Source organism: Mariniflexile soesokkakense (assembly GCF_039650365.1).
Lineage (GTDB): Bacteria > Bacteroidota > Bacteroidia > Flavobacteriales > Flavobacteriaceae > Mariniflexile > Mariniflexile soesokkakense.
Window position 1 is genome coordinate 144,567 of the sequence record NZ_JAZHYP010000004.1, and the last position, 19,929, is coordinate 164,495.

Annotated in this window: 16 protein-coding genes; 12 read left to right on the top strand and 4 right to left on the bottom strand. The window is 26.3% G+C overall.

Features of this window, described 5'->3' with window-relative positions:
* From VP395_RS10310 to VP395_RS10355, 10 genes are read left to right on the top strand one after another with little or no spacing between them, the layout of a single operon-like run.
* Positions 1 to 1,101, top strand: a complete 1,101-nt coding sequence (locus VP395_RS10310) for a glycosyltransferase family 4 protein (protein ID WP_346241928.1) — start codon at positions 1 to 3, stop codon at positions 1,099 to 1,101.
* Entirely contained in the window at positions 1,101 to 2,225 is a 1,125-nt protein-coding gene (locus tag VP395_RS10315) for a glycosyltransferase family 4 protein (RefSeq protein ID WP_346241929.1), read from the top strand. The genes VP395_RS10310 and VP395_RS10315 overlap by 1 nt, the downstream gene beginning before the upstream one ends.
* Positions 2,222 to 3,835: a glucosamine inositolphosphorylceramide transferase family protein gene (locus VP395_RS10320; protein ID WP_346241930.1), complete on the top strand. Its 1,614-nt coding sequence runs from the start codon at positions 2,222 to 2,224 to the stop codon at positions 3,833 to 3,835. Before VP395_RS10315 ends, VP395_RS10320 begins: the two co-directional genes overlap by 4 nt.
* A 14-nt stretch (positions 3,836 to 3,849) precedes the next feature.
* A complete protein-coding gene (locus VP395_RS10325; protein ID WP_346241931.1) occupies positions 3,850 to 4,947 on the top strand; it encodes an EpsG family protein in 1,098 nt (365 codons plus the stop codon).
* Positions 4,947 to 5,936 carry a glycosyltransferase family 2 protein gene (locus VP395_RS10330; protein WP_346241932.1) on the top strand — a complete coding sequence of 330 codons (990 nt, stop codon included), beginning with the start codon at positions 4,947 to 4,949 and terminating at the stop codon, positions 5,934 to 5,936. Before VP395_RS10325 ends, VP395_RS10330 begins: the two co-directional genes overlap by 1 nt.
* Positions 5,937 to 5,954: 18 nt before the next feature.
* Positions 5,955 to 7,091, top strand: a complete 1,137-nt coding sequence (locus VP395_RS10335; RefSeq protein ID WP_346241933.1) for a glycosyltransferase family 4 protein — start codon at positions 5,955 to 5,957, stop codon at positions 7,089 to 7,091.
* Positions 7,091 to 7,702, top strand: a complete 612-nt coding sequence (locus VP395_RS10340; RefSeq protein ID WP_346242070.1) for a sugar transferase — start codon at positions 7,091 to 7,093, stop codon at positions 7,700 to 7,702. Before VP395_RS10335 ends, VP395_RS10340 begins: the two co-directional genes overlap by 1 nt.
* Before the next feature lie 5 nt (positions 7,703 to 7,707).
* Positions 7,708 to 8,763, top strand: a complete 1,056-nt coding sequence (locus VP395_RS10345) for a hypothetical protein (RefSeq protein WP_346241934.1) — start codon at positions 7,708 to 7,710, stop codon at positions 8,761 to 8,763.
* A gap of 34 nt (positions 8,764 to 8,797) precedes the next feature.
* Positions 8,798 to 10,048, top strand: coding sequence for a GNAT family N-acetyltransferase (locus VP395_RS10350; protein ID WP_346241935.1), 1,251 nt, complete (start codon positions 8,798 to 8,800; stop codon positions 10,046 to 10,048).
* A 38-nt stretch (positions 10,049 to 10,086) separates the two neighbouring features.
* Positions 10,087 to 11,361 carry a GNAT family N-acetyltransferase gene (locus VP395_RS10355; protein ID WP_346241936.1) on the top strand — a complete coding sequence of 425 codons (1,275 nt, stop codon included), beginning with the start codon at positions 10,087 to 10,089 and terminating at the stop codon, positions 11,359 to 11,361.
* 94 nt (positions 11,362 to 11,455) lie between these two features.
* Here VP395_RS10355 and VP395_RS10360 read toward each other — a convergent pair whose 3' ends face one another.
* A complete protein-coding gene (locus VP395_RS10360) occupies positions 11,456 to 13,228 on the bottom strand; it encodes a right-handed parallel beta-helix repeat-containing protein (RefSeq protein ID WP_346241937.1) in 1,773 nt (590 codons plus the stop codon).
* A 520-nt stretch (positions 13,229 to 13,748) separates the two neighbouring features.
* Here VP395_RS10360 and VP395_RS10365 point away from each other — a divergent pair.
* Positions 13,749 to 14,765, top strand: coding sequence for a glycosyltransferase (locus VP395_RS10365; protein WP_346241938.1), 1,017 nt, complete (start codon positions 13,749 to 13,751; stop codon positions 14,763 to 14,765).
* Between the two features lie 138 nt (positions 14,766 to 14,903).
* Positions 14,904 to 16,985 (top strand): HAD-IA family hydrolase, encoded by a 2,082-nt coding sequence (locus tag VP395_RS10370; RefSeq protein WP_346241939.1) that lies wholly within the window; start codon positions 14,904 to 14,906, stop codon positions 16,983 to 16,985.
* Between the two features lie 162 nt (positions 16,986 to 17,147).
* On the opposite strand, the gene VP395_RS10375 is transcribed toward VP395_RS10370, so the two are convergent.
* From VP395_RS10375 to VP395_RS10385, 3 genes are read right to left on the bottom strand one after another with little or no spacing between them, the layout of a single operon-like run.
* A complete protein-coding gene (locus VP395_RS10375; protein WP_346241940.1) occupies positions 17,148 to 18,248 on the bottom strand; it encodes a GNAT family N-acetyltransferase in 1,101 nt (366 codons plus the stop codon).
* Between the two features lie 14 nt (positions 18,249 to 18,262).
* Positions 18,263 to 18,940: an HAD family hydrolase gene (locus VP395_RS10380; protein WP_346241941.1), complete on the bottom strand. Its 678-nt coding sequence runs from the start codon at positions 18,938 to 18,940 to the stop codon at positions 18,263 to 18,265.
* A complete protein-coding gene (locus tag VP395_RS10385) occupies positions 18,924 to 19,889 on the bottom strand; it encodes an ATP-grasp domain-containing protein (protein WP_346241942.1) in 966 nt (321 codons plus the stop codon). Before VP395_RS10385 ends, VP395_RS10380 begins: the two co-directional genes overlap by 17 nt.
* Positions 19,890 to 19,929: the final 40 nt, after the last annotated feature.

The window sequence follows — 19,929 nt, forward strand, 5'->3', positions numbered from 1 at the left end:
ATGAAGTTATTGTACATAACCAATCAGGTATGTGGATCTGCTGGTTTAGAACGTGTATTGTCTATAAAAGCAAGCTATCTTACAGACAAATTGGGTTATGAAGTACATATTCTTACCTTGAACCAAGGTAGTTCACCGTTATTCTATAGCTATAGTAGTAATATAAAATTTCATGATATTTCATTACACGGCAATGTCTTTAAATATCCATATCTATATTCTAATGGTATAATTAAAAAAATAAAACTGATTAAACCAGATATAATATCAGTTTGCGATGATGGTCTCAAAGCTTTCTTCTTGCCCTTTATTTTAGGCAAACCTTGCCCTATGATATACGAAAGGCATGTTTCAAAAAATGTTGAACTGAAAACAGATAATGTTAATTTTTTCAATAAAATCATTACTAAAATTAAATTTTCATTGATGCATTTGGGGGCTAAAAAGTATGATAAATTTATTGTCCTTACTAATGACAATTTAAAGGAATGGAAATTAGATAACCTTGAAGTTATTTCAAATCCTCTTTCGTTCAACCCTACAAATCTATCAAATCTTGAGAATAAAAAAGTATTGGTAGTTGGCAGGCATTCCTTTCAAAAAGGATATGATAGACTACTTCAAATCTGGAAAAATGTTTCTGAAAAACATCCTAATTGGCAATTAGATATCTACGGGAAATTTGATGAAAATGAGACTTTTTTAAAGCTTTCTGAAAAATTAGATTTAAGCAAAACCATCAATTTTTTTCCACCTGTTAAAAATATAGAAGCTAAATACAAAGAAGCTTCAATATACTTAATGACATCCCGATTTGAAGGTTTTGGCATGGTACTTATAGAAGCCATGGCATTTGGAGTACCTTGCATTTCTTTTGATTGTCCTTGTGGACCGAATGATATAATTTCTAATGGTGAAAATGGCTTTTTAATAGAAAACGATAATCTAGAAAGTTTTTCAAATCATTTAGAGCTTTTAATAAAAGATAGTGACCTTCGAAAAAAAATGGGAAGTAAAGCCAAATTGAAAACTGAAAAATATTTGCCTGAAACTATTGTTAACCAATGGGATTCTCTATTTAATACGCTTAAAAATCCGTGATGAAAATTGTTTACTATACAGATCAATTATATTTACATGGAGGAATTGAAAGGGTTTTAGCCAATAAAGTAAATTATTGGGTAAATGAAAAAAAAATTGAAACTCATATAATTACCTCAGAGCAAAAAGGAAACCCTCCGTGCTATAATATTGATGATAAAGTTATTTTTCATGACTTAGGTATAAACTATAATAGAAAATTAAGTTATTATCACCCGCAAAATTTTATTAAAGTGCCTAAACACTTTTTTACACTTAAAAAAAAGATAAAAGAAATAAACCCTGATATAATTGTGATATGTAATTTTGCTTTCGATTTTTATTTTATTCCATACATATTGCCTAGAATAACTAAAATTAAAGAGTTTCATTCTTCAAGGTATTTCGAAAATATTTCCAGAAATAACTGCAAATCACTTTTAAAGAAGCTTAATTTTAGATTAAACGATTACATAGAGTCCAAATATCACTATTTAGCGTTACTTACCGAAGATGAGAAACCATATTATTATTCAAATAATACTGTTGTAATTCCTAATCCGTTATCAACCTATCCAGAAAAAACAACAGAGTTAAACGCTCAAAAAGTAATTAGTGCAGGAAGAATTGCTCCCGTAAAAGGGTTTGAAAATCTTATCCTAGCTTGGGAAATTGTTGCTGAAAAATTCCCCGATTGGACATTAGAAATATATGGGAATGGAGAAAAAGAATATATAAATGAACTGCAAAACCAAATAAACTATAAACAATTACAAAACCAAATTATTTTATGTGGTTCAACAAATAATATTGAAGAGAAAATGATGAATGCTTCAATATATGCCATGTCTTCGCATACAGAGTGTTTCCCAATGGTTTTGTTAGAATCCTTAGCATGTGGTCTACCCGCTGTTTCTTTCGATTGTCCCAATGGACCAAGAAATATTATTACCGATAATATAGATGGTTTATTAGTGGAAAGAGGAAATATTAAAAAATTTGCTGAAGCTTTAATTAAATTGATTGAAGATGAAACGTTAAGAAAAAAAATGAGTAAAAAAGGTAGGGAAAATATTAAAAGATTAATGCCTGATAATGTTATGAATATTTGGCTTAACTTATTTAAATCTAATCTTTCTTCATGACAAAAAACAAAAAACTTAAAGTTGGAATATTAATAGATCAGAAAGAAATTTTCAACTGGCAACTATATACCATAGAGTACCTTAAAAAACAAAATTTTGTAGATATAAATTTAATCTATATACCTATTGAACATAACCAAGAAAAGAGAAAAGCTACTGTTTTATATAAATTAATATCGGCTTTGTATAAAACAATACAGGGTTTTGAAAGTAATCTGTTTTCTGAGATTGGTCCCAATGCATTTACAAAAAAAACAATTAATTTAGACTGTGATATTGCATTAGCGAACTCTAATGAGTTATTAGAATATTTAAACAACACTGAACATGATGTTTTATTAAACTTTAGTGATATTAGTTTCCCAGAAAAACTCTTAAATTGTACTAAATTTGGAATTTGGCAAATATTTTCAGGAAGCACCTTTTTTTGTAACGAGTTTATTGGATTAATAGAGGTTTTTAATAAAGAAAAAACGCATTCAATTTTTCTGGAAAAATTAGAAAGTGGTTCAAATGCAATATTATATAAATCCACTTCACAAGTAAATAAAATTAATTTACTTAGAAACAATAATCAAGCCTTTTGGAAAGCACCACATATAATAAGTCGAAAATTAAACCAAGTTCACTTAAATAACTTCTTAAGAACTGAAAAAAAAAATATTGCTAAAAATCATTCCACCAGCATCTGTAGTTCAATTTTAATAAAATACATATGTCTATTTCCAATAAGGTATATACAATGGCTATTCACAGAACTTAAAGCTAAGCTCTTCTTTAACCAGTGGATTATAATGTATCAGTTTAATGATAGTTCTAATTTAAAATTTTCATTTAAAGATTTCAAAAAAATAATACCACCAAAAGACAGAATATGGGCAGATCCATTTGTTTTTAAAAAAAATAATGAATTTTATATTTTTGTAGAAGAACTATTATTTAGTGAGAATAAAGGATTTATTTCATATTTTAAGATTGATAAGAATGGAAATTATACACAGCCAAAAAAAATTATTGAAAATGATTTTCATATGTCTTATCCTTTTTTAATAGAAGATAATGATGATTTATACATGATTCCTGAAACAAGTGAAAATAAGAGTATCATGCTCTATAAATGTATTGAATTTCCTAATAAATGGGAGTTTGTTCATAATTTAATAGAAAATATCGAAGCTGTAGACACAACTATCCTCTATAGTAATAATAAATACTGGATGTTCACAAACATTAGGGAAAATAAAGGAATTTGCTTTGAAGATGAGTTGTTCGTTTTTTATTCAGATAGTTTATTAAGTAAAAAATGGACTTTACATCCAAAAAGCCCTGTTTTATCTGATGTAACACTATCAAGGGCAGCAGGAAACTTGTTTGTTTACAATAATCAAATTATACGTCCTTCTCAAAATAGTTCAAACCATTATGGATATGGTTTGAATATGTCAAAAATTTCTAAACTTTCTTTATATGATTATGATGAAGAATTAGTTGAAAAATTCACTCCAAATTGGGATAGAAATATTGTATCTATTCATACTTTTAACAAAATTAATAATTTTGTTGTAATTGACGCCGAAATTAACAGAATGAAACCAATAAAACTTAAATAAAACAGCACAGTTTTATGATTGAATTTATTCCTTTAGAAAATTACTATATAGTATTCTTATACAGTGCTTTTGCTATAGCATTATTTACATTATTACATGCTTTTCTATTGGATATCAATGAAAAAAAAAACATTAGCTATATAAATTTTACAGGGTATTTAATTCTATTTTTCCTTACTATATATATGGGTTTACGGCCAATTAGCGAAAAGTATTTCGTAGACATGAAAACGTATTCGGAAATTTATAACCATTACGCACTTGGAGGTGAAATTACAATTAAAGCCGATATTTATTTTCATTTATTTATGAAAATATGCTCTTCATTTCTTTCTGTTCACGGTTTCTTTTTAATGTGTGAAATCATATATATAGTACCGTTGTATTTTGTATCCAAAAAATACTTTTCAAAATACTGGTTTTATGCCTTTTTTATGTTTATAGTATCATTTTCTTTTTGGACTTATGGTGTTAATGGAATAAGAAACGGAATGGCCACTTCCCTTGTATTATTGGCAATATCGCTAAAGGATAAAAAAGCACTTATGATTTTATTCTTTGTGCTATCATGTTTGTTTCATCAAACCATGCTTTTGCCAATTGGAGCCTTCGTATTAACACTTTTTGTTAATAATTCTAAGTGGTATATAAGAGGTTGGTTATTGGCCATTCCTTTATCAATAGCTTTAGGTAGCTTTTGGGAAAATCTATTTGCAAGTTTAGGTTTTGCGGATGATAGACTAAGTGGTTACTTAACAGGTGAAAAAGATGAAGCGTTTGCCAATGCTGGCTTTAGGTATGATTTTTTATTTTATAGTTCGTTTGCAGTCATTATTGGTGCCTATTTTATTTTTATAAAAAAATACAAAGACCCAATATTTATTCAGCTTTTTAATATTTATTTAATTACTAATGCTTTTTGGATATTAATTATTAGAGCTAATTTCTCTAATCGGTTTGCTTATTTATCATGGTTTTTAATGCCTTTAGTTATTGTTTATCCCTTTTTAAAAGAACGTTTTTTTAAAAAACAACATGTTGTTATAGGAAAAGTATTGTTCTTTTATTATTTATTTACATACTTTATGTTCCTTTACTATAATTATAGATAATGATAAAAATAAGCGTAATCATACCCATGTATAAAGTTGAACAGTATATCCAAAAATGTATTGATTCTGTATATAACCAAGGGTATAAAGAAAGTGCTTTTGAAATTATTGCCATTGATGATGAATCTCCAGATAATAGTTTATCACTGGTTAATGAAATTTCAAAAAATCATAATAATATTACCGTTGTATCTCAAAAAAATAAAGGATTAGGAGGCGCGAGAAATACAGGAATTGAATATGCGAAAGGTACTTATCTACTTTTTTTAGATGCAGACGATTACCTGTTACCTAACGCATTAAAAGAAATTATAGATATTGCAATAAAATATGACCTAGATATTTTAGAATTTGGCGCACAAGGTGTCTTACCTAATGGAGCTATTTCATATGAAGTATCAAAATGCACCAATGGAACTATTTATAATGGAGTAACTTATTATAATAATTTGAAATACATGAATTCAGCTTGTAATAAATTATATAACAGAGAATTATTAGTAACAAACAACATAAAATTTATTGAAAAAATTTATATAGAAGATTTTGAATTTAACACGCGCGTATTTTTTTATTCAAAAAAAGTTATGGCTATTAAAAACATTGTTGCTCATTATTTACAATCACCAAATTCAATTACTAGAAATACAAGTAAAGAAAAAAAAGCAAAAATGCTTAGCGATATATTACTGGTATTAAAGGTTACAAAAGAATTTAGTCAAAACGTAAATTTATCCAATCCGCAAGTAAAAAATTATTTTAACACACGGTTAAGCTTTTTAAACGTCACAATATTCTATCAACTATTTAAAAATAAAAATTCTTATAAAACCGTTTTGCGAGTTAAAAGCCAGCTAAAAGAGCAGCACCTCTTTTATATCAACAATTCCATTTCAGATACTCCAAAAGATATTTTTAGAATACTCATGTTAAACAATATTTGGTTATTTAAAATAACACAACCACTACAAAAATTATTATATAAATAAAATAGAATAACTTAAGTTATGAAGAAAAAAATTTGCTTTGTAGTATCTACAACCTTCACTATGCAGTTTTTACGAAAACAGTTAGAAGAATTTTCTAAAGATTATATTATACATGTGGTTGCTAATATTGACGACCAAAACGTATATATTTTAAATCAATTTCCAATAAATGAATCTAAAAACATAGCCATAGATAGAAATATTAATATTTTGAATGATTTTAAAGCCATTTATGAATTATATAAATACTTTAAATTAAACAAGTTTGACTCCATTCATTCAATAACGCCAAAAGCTGGTCTTATTTCTGCGATAGCTGGAAAATTGGCAAGGGTTAATAACAGAATTCACATATTTACAGGGCAAGTTTGGGCCACAAAACAAGGGCTCTTTAGAAGTTTTTTAAAATTTTTAGATAAAATAATTGTTGCTTTTTCAACTCATATTTTAGTTGATGGTAACTCACAAAGAAATTTTTTGGTTTCAGAGAAAGTACTTAAAAAAAATCAAGGCTTAGTGTTAGGAACTGGTTCTATTAGTGGGGTAGATTTAAATCGATTTTCAGCAAACTTAGATATGAGGTTAAAATTAAGAAGTGAATTAAATTTTACTGATAATATTGTAGTTTACCTGTTTCTTGGAAGATTAAATATAGATAAAGGTGTTATTGAATTAGCAAAAGCATTCAATAAACTTAGTAAAGAAAATAAAAATGTTTTCTTATTATTAGTCGGTGATGACGAAGCACACATGATGGATAAATTAAATACTATTATTGAAAATAAAAAAAGTTTTGTTTTTGTTGGTGAAACAGATAACCCAGAGTATTATTACCAAGCTAGTGATGTGTTTTGTTTACCAAGCTATAGAGAAGGTTTCGGAATGAGTGTTATAGAAGCTTCAGCTACAAAACTACCCGTTATTTGCAGTGATGCTTATGGTTTAATGGATACAATTCTAGACAATAAAACAGGCCTTAGGCATAAAGTGAAAGATGTAGAGGGTTTATATAATCAAATGAAAAAGCTTTCAGAAAACAAAGATTTAAGAGACCAATTGGGTGCCAACGGACTTAAATACATATCCGATAATTTTTCTTCGGATATCATTGTAAATGAATGGGTTAAATTTTATAAAGAATTATTAAAAAAATGATTTACAAAACAGTACTTAAACGCCTTTTCGATTTTTTCGCTTCTTTAATTGGTTTAATACTCTTATCACCAATTATTTTACTTACCACTATTTTTCTTTATATAACAAACAACGGAAAACCATTTTTTATTCATCAACGACCTGGTAAAAAAGAAAAAATATTTAATTTAATTAAATTTAAAACCATGAATGATAAAAAAGATAAAAACGGTGAGTTTTTACCTTTTGACCAAAGAGTTACTAAAGTAGGAGCCTTTGTTAGAAAATATTCGTTAGACGAAACACTTCAATTAATTAACGTACTTAAGGGAGATATGAGTTTAATTGGACCTCGCCCACTCCTAATTCAATATTTACCACTGTATAACAAAACACAAAAAAGAAGGCATGAAGTAAAACCAGGTATTACCGGATGGGCACAGGTAAACGGTAGAAACACCATTCTTTGGGTAAAAAAATTTGAATATGATGTTTGGTATGTCGATCACCTATCTTTTTTACTCGATATGAAAATTCTTTTTTTAACCATTAAAAAAGTGATTATAAAAGAAGGTGTCAATAATTCAGAAAGTTTAAATATGACCACATTTTCTGGTGGTGATAATGAATAGTTTATATGATAAGAAAAGAAGGTATAGGCTCCTATTTTCATCTTGAAAACATTCAAGAAACTTTAACTAATACGATTGATTTAAGTATTGACTATACCATTTTTTATACTGGAAGACATGCCCTTTTACATATTTTAAATGAAATTAGTCAAAAAAAAACAATCAATAAACTATGGTTTCCTAATTATTATTGTCAACATACTTTGGGCTGGATAAAAAAAACTTATCAAAATATAAGTATCTATGAAATAAATCCTTTTGTATTTTCTGATGAAACTATTAATATATACGATTTTGCAGGTGAGGATGATGTTGTATTAATAAATAACTATTGGGGCCTAAGTTCAATGCCCACTAATAATAATTTAAATTCAGCTATTATAATAGAAGATCATTCTCATGGTTGGTTAAGCAATGCGTGTTTAAATAGTAATGCAGATTATTGCTTTGTATCTTTAAGAAAATCGCTCCCAATTCCTTTAGGAGGTATTTTTTGGCAGCCAGAAACTAAAACTTCTAACAAAAATTTAAATTATAATATAGATACCTATTATTATGAGGTATGGGATATGATGTTAAAAGCCATGAAACTAAAAACAGATTATATACAAGGCGATAAAAACATAGATAGCTCAATTTATTTGCCTTATTTCTACAAAGTAGAAGACGCATTAAATAAAAATACAAATTTTGCCAAACTCCTTCCAAAACATAAAGAATTTATCAATTCATATATAAGTTTTAATGTAAAAAAAATAAAAGAAGAACACTTAAATTTTTTATACGAAAAAATTCAAGATACTAATTTTTTTAAAGTCATTAAAAAACCCGGTTATACTGCCTTTGGGCTGCATTTGCTGTTTAAAAACGAAAACGATATGAACTCATTAAAGAATTTTTTAATTACAAACAGTATATATCCTTCAACGCTTTGGCCCGATAATACTGTTAATTATAAATGGCACTATTTTTTAAATATACATATTGATTTTCGATATAATTTGAATGATATACATCATATTGCTTTAACAATTCAAAATTGGTTAAATGAAAAGTTATAATTCCATAAAGATTAATATTTTTAAAAAGTAACCTATGAAAAATAATCCTTTCACATCAAAAAAATTTGTTTCAATTTGGGCAAAACATTATAATAACGGTAAATCTTTAATAAATTTTAATTTCATTAAAAATGTCTCCTTTACTAAAAGTAAAAACTTTCCTTTATACACAAACGCAGCTAAAAATTTAACTCACGGAATTAATTATAAAATATCAGAATGTAAAGAAGATGATGATTATAAAAATAAAGTGTGTTTCGTATTTGATGTTCCAAGCTACTTTAACGTGAACACCAATGTATCATTACATCATCATTCATTAAAATTAAAGAAAATAAAGCAGTATAATGGTTATCTAGCAAATTTAAAAGAATATACTACTTTCGATGCTTATTTAACTGATCGTTTTAGTTCAAGAAGCAGGCGTGTTTTTAGAAAATATATAAATAGATTAGAGACAAGTTTTAATATAAAATATACTATCTATTACGGTATGAATATTACTAAGTTAGAATATGAAACCCTTTTTAGTCAATTTTATATGCTTTTAAAAAAACAAAGTTTAAAAAAAGGTGTTATCAACGAGGCACTTTCCAATAATAAATGGGTTCATTTAAAAGAATTGGTTTATCCTTTAATTTTAGAAAAAAAAGCATCCTTGTTTGTTATTTATCAGGAAGAACACCCAATATCTATCTGTTTAAATTATCTTTCAGAAAATATTGTTTTTGGGTCTTTATCAGCATTCGATTCTGATTTTTCAAAATTTAATATTGGTTGTATTGATAACTTAAAACAATTAGAATGGTGCTTTGATAATGATTTTTTAATGTATGATTTTTCTAAAGGTGATTTTGATTATAAAACCAGATGGTGTAATGAAATCTATAATTTTGAATACCATATTTTTTATGATTCTGAATCTGTTATTTCTAAACTTTTTGCTTTTAGCCTTGGCAATTATTATACTATAATTCAGTATTTTAGAAATTTAAAAATAAATGTGTTATTTAATAAAATAAAGTTCTTTTTTAAAAATAAAAAAAATACTACTAAAGAAAAAAAAATCGCTAAAATAATACCCTTAAATAACTTAAATGAAGTGGGCGATTTAGAATTAATTAATATTAACAATAAGAAATACCTTTTTTTGAAAAAATATGTTTATGCTTTTTTATATATGCATTCTGAATCATTAAACGAAACAGAAATATATTTTATTAAAAGTTCAATTAATGACTTTATAATTAAAGGAAAAACAAAAATTGAAAAACTTATTTTTTAGGTTTTACAAATATTAACATTATAGAAATACTGTAATTTATGTCCCCTATAAAAAACCCGTTTACTTCACAAACATTTGTCTCTATTTGGCTTAAACACTTTAACCATTCTAAGGAGGCATTAACATTTAATTTTATTGAAGGTGTATCATTTGTTAAAAATAAATATTTGCCTCTATATGTTAATACGGGTAAAAATTTAACCAATGGAATTTCGTACACACTTAATGAAAATAAAACTGATTATAGAAAGAAAGTTTTCTTTTTATATGACATTCCGGAATATTACCAAGTAAACAATATAGTTACAGAATCTTTAAAACTAAAAACAACACAACAATACAAAGGGTTTTTAGTTAATCTTAAAAAGTTTGAAAATTCTGACGACTATCTAAATAAACATTTTAGTTCAAATAGTAGATGGAAAATACGGAAGTCCAAAAAACGTCTGGAATCAAGTTTTAATATAAAATACGATGTGCTATATGGGGCAGAAACTACAAAAAACAACTTTGATTTTGCTTTTAATTATTTTAATATACTTTTAAAAAAAAGATTCACAGAAAAACAAATAAACAACCATTATCTAGCTCCTAGAAAATGGAAATATCTACAGGAGTTAATATTTGCTATGATTTTAGATAAACAGGCAGCCTTGTTTGTCATATCAAGTGATAACACACCAATATCTATTTATTTAAATTTTGTTTCCGATAAAATTTTATATTCGGCTCTGCCTGTATTTGATACTGATTATTCTAAATTTAATGTTGGATATTTAGATAACTTAAAACATATTGAATGGTGTTTTGAAAATAATATAGAAATCTTTGATTTTTCAAAAGGAGATTATGATTACAAAAAACGATTAGCCAACAAAGAATATCGTTTTAATTTTCATATTTTATATGATGCCAAATCTATAAGGGCTAAAGTTATTGCAAATGGCATTCTTTTATTTTTTAAGATTAAACAAAAGCTTAGAGATAAAAATATGCATATTATTTTTCATAAAATAGTATATTTTCTAAAAGGGAAAAAATATAATAAGTACACCCCATTAGATTTTGAAACAGAAAAACTGGATCCTAATTTTAATAAAGAAAAATTAATTCCAATAGATTTTAACGAACAAGAATATGCTGAATTAAAAAAAATAGTGATTGATTTTTTATATAAAAACTCTGAATCTGTTAATAACGTTGTTGTATTTAAATTAGAAGACTCAATAAATACATTTTATATAAAAGGAAATAAAACCACTGAAAAGATTGTTTTCAATAAATTATTAAATTCCATTTCCAATAATAATTAAAGTTATAATCTTGTTAAAAACTATAAAAAAAAGCAGTATCAAAATTTTGATACTGCTTTTTTTTATAGGGAATCTTAATATGATGTTATTATTTCTAATTATTATTTAATAAAGAAATACCTAAAGAATTTTCCACACTAACAGCTCTTGACGACATTATTGAGTTATTATTTACATTAACTTTATTATTATTTTCACCTGAGCCTAAATTAATATTTACAAAAGCAATAGCATTTGATTTTACATCAATCTTATTTCCGGTAATATTAATATTATCCAGAGCTGTTAATTGGGCATAAAATCCAAAACTGTTAGCTACGCTACTTTTAATGGTATTGTTATAAATATCTGTGTTTTTTACTTTATTGTTAGTTATAAATATGCCGTAGCGTAAGTTTTCTAAGGTATTGTCATATATTTTGGCATCTCTTGCATATAAGCTAACACCAATTTCATATCCTTTTACAATATTTCCTGAAACTTCATTATTATAGCAAGTATCAGAATTTGGATCCCCTGCACCAATAGCCGCAGTATTTAAATGTTTAGCTGAAGTTCCTGTAATTTTATTATTTCTAATCTTAACTCCTGTAGAAAGGCCATATCCAATAGAATTTTCCATATCATTATTCTCAATAATTGTGTCATCGCCTATTGCTACCAAGAATCCTCCACTCACACTACCTCTTTCAACATTATTCCTGATTATAACATTTTTAACTATTTCATACATAATAAAATTACCATTGGCGTCTCTATCTCTTAAAGCTTCAATATCAATACCCAACTTAGGTAGTGTTCCAACAGTTTTACTTGTTGCAACGCCTGCATTTAATATTTGGCAATTTTCAATAATAACATCATGAGCATTTACAATAGAAATATTATTTCTTCTACTCATATTTAGAACACAATTTTTAATCAAAATGTCTCTAGATGGATTATAATCAGGGTTAAACGAAAAGCCAACAGCCTTAATTAGTATGCCATCTGCTGTTGCGTATTGGAAATCTACCCCGTCAACTGTTACATTAGCTGCCGCCTCTAAATTAAGTAAAACACTAGCACCATGTCCTGTAACACCTCCTTCTCCTATGTAAGTATGCTCTTCTCTATCACCATGCAAATGACCACCGGTTATAGTAACGTTTGATTCTTCGTAAACGGCTAATAAATTATAATATGTAAACCCATTTGGTTGTACTCTTAAATGTGTATTATCAGTCATTACCAAATTAAAATTAGAAGGTAAAAATATATCACCCATTCTATATTTAGGTGGGAAATTATCAGTTTTGCTTACTAAAAAGTAAGCATCCATTTTATCTATTCTAAAAGTATTAACTCCAAGATTTTTAACTTGAGAGAACATAGAATTTAAAATATTTCTATTGCTTAAAGCTACTGCATCAGACACTTTTCCTTCAACGATACCCCAACGGCTAGGAATAAAATTAAATACAGGATCTTTTAATAAAGGTTTAGATCCTCCAATTGTTAAAGTGGAATTTAAAAGATCTCCAGAAATAACATTTCCTCCTGAAAAATTTAAAGTTCCATTTATAATTTCTCCTCCTTCGTATACAATAGTTACATTGTTAGGTAAATTTATAGTTTGTCCGCCCAAATCCAATGAACAATTTATAATTACTGTTGAGTTAGGCTGAACAGAGTTTAAATTAAACTCACATGGAGAACTTGCATCTACAGGCGGAGTATTGTCTTTTTCAGATGTTTCATCGTTAGGTTGGTTAGTTTCGTCATCTACAACAACATCTGCTGTTGGTTCTACAAACAATTCTTCGTTATTACATGATATTAAGGATATCGATAAAAATAAAACGAATAGCATAGGTTTAAAAGTCATTTTCATAAGTTCTTAAATTTGGAAATAATAAATAATTGATACAATGTTATAATTAAATTTTTAAAAAATCGTCTAAACACAAATATATTCGATAAAAAACCAATGTGATTTCAAAATATATTCGATTAAGTGTAGTTTTTTATCGATAATTTGTAATTTAATACTTCTATTTAACTAAATACGCTGTAATTCAATTTTTAGATCTTTCAAAAGAAATAATAATGAAAAACTGGTGGCAAAAATATATAGAAAATAATACATAGGAATAAATTGTTAACAACATTTAATAACTTATTACAATTAGAAAATATTACATAACAACCTAAAAATGATTACTTTAAAGATGAAATAATAAACTTTAAAATTTCACATAAATTGCTTTAAGTTTTCTAATATTTGAATTTTATTGTAAATACACAATAATTTTTTTTAAACATAAATTTTAATTAAAGAAACCGAAATTTCAATTCCCATTAAATTAATAACTTAAATTTGTAACTAGAATGAAAAAAAAAAAAAAATGTTATTAAGTATTATAGTACCTGTTTACAACGTTGAAAAGTATTTATCTAGATGCATAAAAAGCTTAGTCTCACAAAACCTGAATACTTCTGACTATGAGATTATATTAATTAATGACGGTTCAACAGATTCTAGTCTCAAAATAGCAAAAGATTATGCCAAAGAGCATTTACAAATAAAAGTTATAAATCAAGAAAATAAAGGGCAAAGTGCTGCTAGAAATGTTGGTATAAAAAACTGTAAAGGAATTTATATTTTATTTGTTGATTCAGATGATTATATAGAAAAAAATGTTTTAGGAAAAATTATTGAGGAAGCTAATGATCTAAAATTGGATGTCTTAGGTTTTAAAATGACTAGAACTTCCAAATCTGATTACAGTGTTGGTGAAAATAATCCTATGTCTCATTTTAAAAATAGTAAAATATACAATGGAGTTTCATTTATTTCAAAACACAACTATAATAATGGTCCTTGGTGGTATATTTTTAGACATGATTTGATAAAAAAAATGAACCTTTTGTTTGAAGAAGGAAGAATGGTAGAAGACGGAATATTCACAACCGAATTGTTACTAAATAGCAAACGAATATCTTTTTATGATATTGATGTTTATAGGTATTTTATAAATTTGAATTCTACAACTACAAAAAGGAACGAAAAGCACCTTAAAAAATTAAATGATGACTTTAAATTTGTAATAAAAAAATTTGATGGATTAATAAAAATAGCCAAAAGAAAAGGAGCAGATAGCCATGCCATTAAAAGATTAACTGCTAGACAGGAGTCATATGTTTTTTTTCTTTTTGTTCGATTGCTGAAAACAAAAATAACATTTAATGAGTTTCGCAAAGTAATTGTTGAAATGGAAAATTTAAATGTTTACCCTATTAAAAATTTTATTGGAGAAGATTATTTTTCAATGAAGCATAAAATACTAACTAAAATTTTTAATAATAAAGTATCACTATTTATGTTAGTAAGACTAAATAGACTTTTTAGTTTTATAAAGTAATTCTCCATTACTTCTAATTCATCCTAAATTTTATAACAAATCTAAAAAAGATATTAATAAAAATACCACTTAAAAAACTAACTTTATTACACAAATAAGTCTAACTAAGTACCCAGTTGTAACAAATAAGAAAAAAGAATGTTATTAAAAAAACTACAATCAGAGATTAACCAAAAAGGAATTAAAGTATTATTTGTAGACTACTACGATACTATTGTTCATAGAACAGTTCATCCAAATTACACTTTAAGAATTTGGGCTAAATTAATGATTAGAGAATTAGGACTAAATATTTCAATCGATGAACTGTATTTTATAAGACAACAATCTACTTCTTTTTTAGCCAAGAAACAAAAAAAGAGTAGTGTTGAGCTTTCATACAAAATCCTTAAAGAACATGTTTGCATGCGCTTGATGAATGAAAATCACCTTGACAAACATAAAATTAAAGATTTTATTAATTTTTTCGAAAATGCTGATTTAATCTCAGAGGTTAGTGTACAATATCTAAATAATAACATTTTAGACTTTTTAAAAGAATTCAAAAAGAACGGCGGTCAAATATATCTAGTTTCAGATTTCTATAGTTCTAAATCTTTATTTGAAGGATTACTGAAGAATCACGGTATAAATGATCTTTTTGATGATGTTTACAGCTCTGCTTCCTTAGGGAAAAGTAAAGAAACGGGGGACATATTTAATCACATAATTTCACTAATGTCAATCAAAAAAGAAACTGTCATGATGATTGGTGATAACAAGAATAGTGATTTTTTAAATGCAAATAAAGCTGGTTTAAATTCTTTTCTTTTACCCCATAAGAAATACCTAAAAAGAAATAGAAAGAAAAGTTTAGGTAACGATAAAAGAAATTTAAAACGAATAATAAACAACACACAAAAAGACTACAAATCCAGTAAAAACCTACCTTATGTAGACTACGCCATATTTTATCACTTTTTTACCGAACGTTTATATTACAAATGTAGAAAAGACGGAGTAAAAGATTTGTTTTTTTTAGCCAGAGAAGGTCAATTTTTAAAAAGAATGTTTGACTCTTACCAAAAGCTCAACAGGGCTAGTGGAATACATAAAGTTAATACTCATTACATAAAAATGTCAAGACAATCTTCTCTTCAGATTCATTTAAAGGATATTGAACATGAAGATTTTGATTATTTGAATGAGCGATACCCAAATCTAGATTTGGAAAGCTTCCTTAGTCATTTAAACTGTCCTAGTTCGATCAAAATTACAATTGCGGAAGAGTTAAAAACAAATCTTAGTTTAACTATTAAAAACTTTTTTAATTCAGAATTGTTCCTACAATTAAAAGATAATAAAGTTTTTATAAATTTTTATAACGACCATAGAAACACCAATTATGATGCCTTTCAAAATTATTTAAATTCTTTTGGTGTTGATTATGAAAAATCCGGAATTTATGTTGTAGATATTGGATGGGCAGGTACTATGCAAGAGTCAATACATACTTTTTTACATAAAAAAATTCCTGTAACTGGCTATTATTTTGGTGTTACCAATATATATAACATTGAAGAAAAAACTAAAAGGTATGGCTTGTTATTTTCCATATTACCTTATGCCAATTATTATGACCATCTTTTAAATGCTAATACTCAATTATATGAGCAGTTTGCATCTGCTGACCACGGAAGCGCAATAGCTTATAGTAATGAGGTTCCGGGTTTTGTAATAGAAAATCATAATGATAAAGAAAAATGGCTATACTATAACTATATACAAGAACTTCAGAATCAAATGTTCAAATACCACCTATCACTTAATGAAGGATTAAAAACTATTTGTTACAACCAAAATTTAGCACAAAAAGTAATTTCTCAAAAAGCATTAGAAATTGGTTTATTTCAAAAATTTAAACATTTAAAATTTATGGAAACCTTATCTTCTGGTTTCTATCAGAACCTTGGCAATAATGAAATCGGAATTAATTACAGCAATACAATTGGAAGAAACATATTCAAAAACATTATTTCATTCATTTTAACTCCAGAATTAGTCTTTCGATATATTATAAAACTTGAACCTATACTCTACCCTAAAAGTAAAATTTTAGCTTTTTTAGTACCAAAATTTATAATTCATAAATATTTTATTTTAAATAAAATTATAAGATTTAATTTTATTCATAAATATTTTTTACTCAAAGAACATTATTTTAACAATCATCAAAAATAACAAACGGAATGTCTTAAAAATGGTGTAAACTATTAATTTTACTAATGGAAGGACCAATAACACATATGTATATTATATCCGAAATTGTATAAAAGTTAAACATCAAATTCAAATTAATAGATTTAATGAATATGAATAATGTTTGAGATTTGATTATTATATTTAATACTGCTTCTTAAAAGCATTTTTTCTATAAGCAGGAAAATAATTTGATTTTCCCAAAGTGATAGCAGCATTATTTTCCTCAATTACTACATCTATATTTAAAATTTCGTCTAATTCATTATACACTTTCTTGTTTAAAATTTTTCTTCCTGTATAGTATATTATATCCATATCATTTGGGAAAAATGATTTTTTATATTGATATAACGTATCATTTTCTTTTCTGCCTCCACCAAGTAAATAATATTTATAGCCATTATTTCTTGCCCATTTCATTACTTCTATTTTTAGAAAATCATTTGGTCTTAAACTAAAAGCTTCTGATAAAGTTCCTCCTAAAAACGAATATAACGTTTCCCCGGCAATTAAAATCAATTCAACAGATATCACTACATTATCTTTATAAACAAAAGCTAAAGCAAAGTTGTTTTTACTTAATTTAATAATATTTCTAAAATATTCTATAGAATATAAATATTCGTCTTCAGCTCCTATTCTTTGCATTGTGTTAATGTACACATCATAATAGGTTACTATATCGCTATCTGTTATATCTTTAGATTTAATTTTAATATCCAATAAGTGGTTTAGACTTTTCCTGTAATTATTCCTTACTTTTTGCTTAAAAGCATTCCATTGTTTTTCCTCATCAACAATCTCTCCATTAACATTTGTTAGTGTAGGAATTAATATTCCAGAATAAAAGTGGTGATTATGATTTAAGCTAAATCTAATAAATTCAGAAACAACATTATTGTTTTTATACCAAGTATCTACTTCTTGCCAAAACATAATTAGATAACCTCTTGATAAGTCTTCATTAAAAAGAGGTCCACTATAACCATAGGGAGAAATCACATCATAATATATCTTTTCTTCATGTTTATATGGAATTCTTCTTAAGAAAAAAGGCATTAATATTAAAATTTTGCCTTCTGCATTTGTAAAAGTAAAATAGTATAATTGATCATCTATAATTTCACCAATACTAGACCCTAAAATTTTATAAAAAGGATTTATTATTTTAAAAGATTCAACAACTTTTAAATATTCTTCAAAATCAATTTCAGTTAATATTTCATTAACAATTAACTTCATTAACAAGCCTAATTTTATATGTTTAATACTTTATTTACTTCAATTAAATCTTTTATTAAATAGGTTGGTTTATATTCTTTATCCAAATCAAAAACCTGTTTGTGAATATTTTTCCCATTATCTAGAAGACAAATAGTTGTCCAACCCAAAATATTTGGTGAAATAAAATCCTTACTAATATTGTCGGCAATATAAACATAATCATAAGAATCACCATACTTTTCAATAAAATGTTGATAATTATTCATACATGGTTTTTCAGAACCAAACTCTTCAGAAATTATTAAATCATCAAAATATTCAGATAAGCCTAATGCACTTATTTTATTTCGCTGTTGTATACTTCTACCATCTGTTATTAAGCCCTGTTTATAAGTTTTACTTTTTATATTATCCAGTAATTTTCGCGAACTGTAAGTTAACACAATTTCAGGTTTATGATTTCTATATACATATATCAAATCATGAACCGTTAAATTTTCAAGACGATATGTTTTAATAATATTATCAAAAACATTTAAGCCATCATTATACCAATCCAACATTTGTGATAAAATCAATTTGGATGATATATTGATTCTATTGGAAAGAAAACTAGATATTTCTTTATAAGCTGATTTTAAAAAATCTATTTCATTATAAAGAGTGTCATCTAAATCGAACACTATAATAAATTTACTTTTTGTGATCATGTACTAGTATTTCATTATCGTATCGTAGCATCAATAGATTATCTTCCCAGTCATTATAATACTCAATTTCATTATTAAAGAAATATTCTTGAATTATCCACTTAGGGTAGTTGGCACCTGCAGCATATGTTAGTGGATACCCCCCTCCAAATCTTGCATTTATTTCAATACCAAATATTTCTTTTTTCTTTTTATGCTTGAAAAATTGAGAAGTTAAGCACCCCACAGCTCCTTCTATATGAGTCAAATGTTCTTTAATGTAATCAACCAAAATATTTTTTTTGGTAATTCCTTTATTTACCTCTCCATCTCTAACTTCTATACGCATTCTAGGTACTACAGACTTCAAATTGTTGTTTTTATCATAATATAAGTCACACGTGTATTCATCATAATTATTATGATTTAGATACTCTAAAAACATCAAATCAGGGTTTTTAAAATGATATTCAATTAGGTCTTCGTGTTTTTTTATTATATAAGTATCTACACTTCTGCTACCATTTACTGGCTTTATGAAAAGGGGCAACTCATATTCGTACTTAGAATATTCTTTGGCAACATTAATATCCTTACTAACAAAAAAAGAACTCATAGCTCTTTTATTTCGGCAAATATTAATAAACTCTGGAGAAGAAACTACTGGCGTTATTCCATATTTTAACAACTCTTTTTTACTCCTACTAAGTAACAACAATTCTGTATCTATTGTTGGAATTATAAGTTTTATATTATTATTAACACAGACATCAATAAGTTTATTTAAATAATACATATCATCAACTAAAGGCAATTGAAATGCTCTGTCTGACACATGGCAAGCAGAAGACATTTCTATATTAAAGTCAGTTGTCATAACCTTAGCATTGGGTATTAAAGTTTTTAATTCATTTTGAAAAGCTTTTACTAATGAAACCCTTCTTCCTGCTGATGTAATTAATATATTCATTAAATTTTAAATTTTTACAAATTATTTGGTAAAAATAGAT

What these genes read in the sequence shown, in the direction of transcription:
- VP395_RS10320 (WP_346241930.1), top strand. Translation starts at nt 2,222, where the DNA reads ATGACAAAAAACAAAAAACTTAAAGTTGGAATATTAATAGATCAGAAA.
- VP395_RS10325 (WP_346241931.1), top strand. Translation starts at nt 3,850, where the DNA reads ATGATTGAATTTATTCCTTTAGAAAATTACTATATAGTATTCTTATAC.
- VP395_RS10360 (WP_346241937.1), bottom strand. Translation starts at nt 13,228, where the DNA reads ATGACTTTTAAACCTATGCTATTCGTTTTATTTTTATCGATATCCTTA.
- VP395_RS10310 (WP_346241928.1), top strand. Translation starts at nt 1, where the DNA reads ATGAAGTTATTGTACATAACCAATCAGGTATGTGGATCTGCTGGTTTA.
- VP395_RS10380 (WP_346241941.1), bottom strand. Translation starts at nt 18,940, where the DNA reads ATGATCACAAAAAGTAAATTTATTATAGTGTTCGATTTAGATGACACT.
- VP395_RS10330 (WP_346241932.1), top strand. Translation starts at nt 4,947, where the DNA reads ATGATAAAAATAAGCGTAATCATACCCATGTATAAAGTTGAACAGTAT.
- VP395_RS10345 (WP_346241934.1), top strand. Translation starts at nt 7,708, where the DNA reads ATGATAAGAAAAGAAGGTATAGGCTCCTATTTTCATCTTGAAAACATT.
- VP395_RS10315 (WP_346241929.1), top strand. Translation starts at nt 1,101, where the DNA reads ATGAAAATTGTTTACTATACAGATCAATTATATTTACATGGAGGAATT.
- VP395_RS10350 (WP_346241935.1), top strand. Translation starts at nt 8,798, where the DNA reads ATGAAAAATAATCCTTTCACATCAAAAAAATTTGTTTCAATTTGGGCA.
- VP395_RS10370 (WP_346241939.1), top strand. Translation starts at nt 14,904, where the DNA reads ATGTTATTAAAAAAACTACAATCAGAGATTAACCAAAAAGGAATTAAA.
- VP395_RS10335 (WP_346241933.1), top strand. Translation starts at nt 5,955, where the DNA reads ATGAAGAAAAAAATTTGCTTTGTAGTATCTACAACCTTCACTATGCAG.
- VP395_RS10355 (WP_346241936.1), top strand. Translation starts at nt 10,087, where the DNA reads ATGTCCCCTATAAAAAACCCGTTTACTTCACAAACATTTGTCTCTATT.
- VP395_RS10365 (WP_346241938.1), top strand. Translation starts at nt 13,749, where the DNA reads ATGTTATTAAGTATTATAGTACCTGTTTACAACGTTGAAAAGTATTTA.
- VP395_RS10375 (WP_346241940.1), bottom strand. Translation starts at nt 18,248, where the DNA reads ATGAAGTTAATTGTTAATGAAATATTAACTGAAATTGATTTTGAAGAA.
- VP395_RS10385 (WP_346241942.1), bottom strand. Translation starts at nt 19,889, where the DNA reads ATGAATATATTAATTACATCAGCAGGAAGAAGGGTTTCATTAGTAAAA.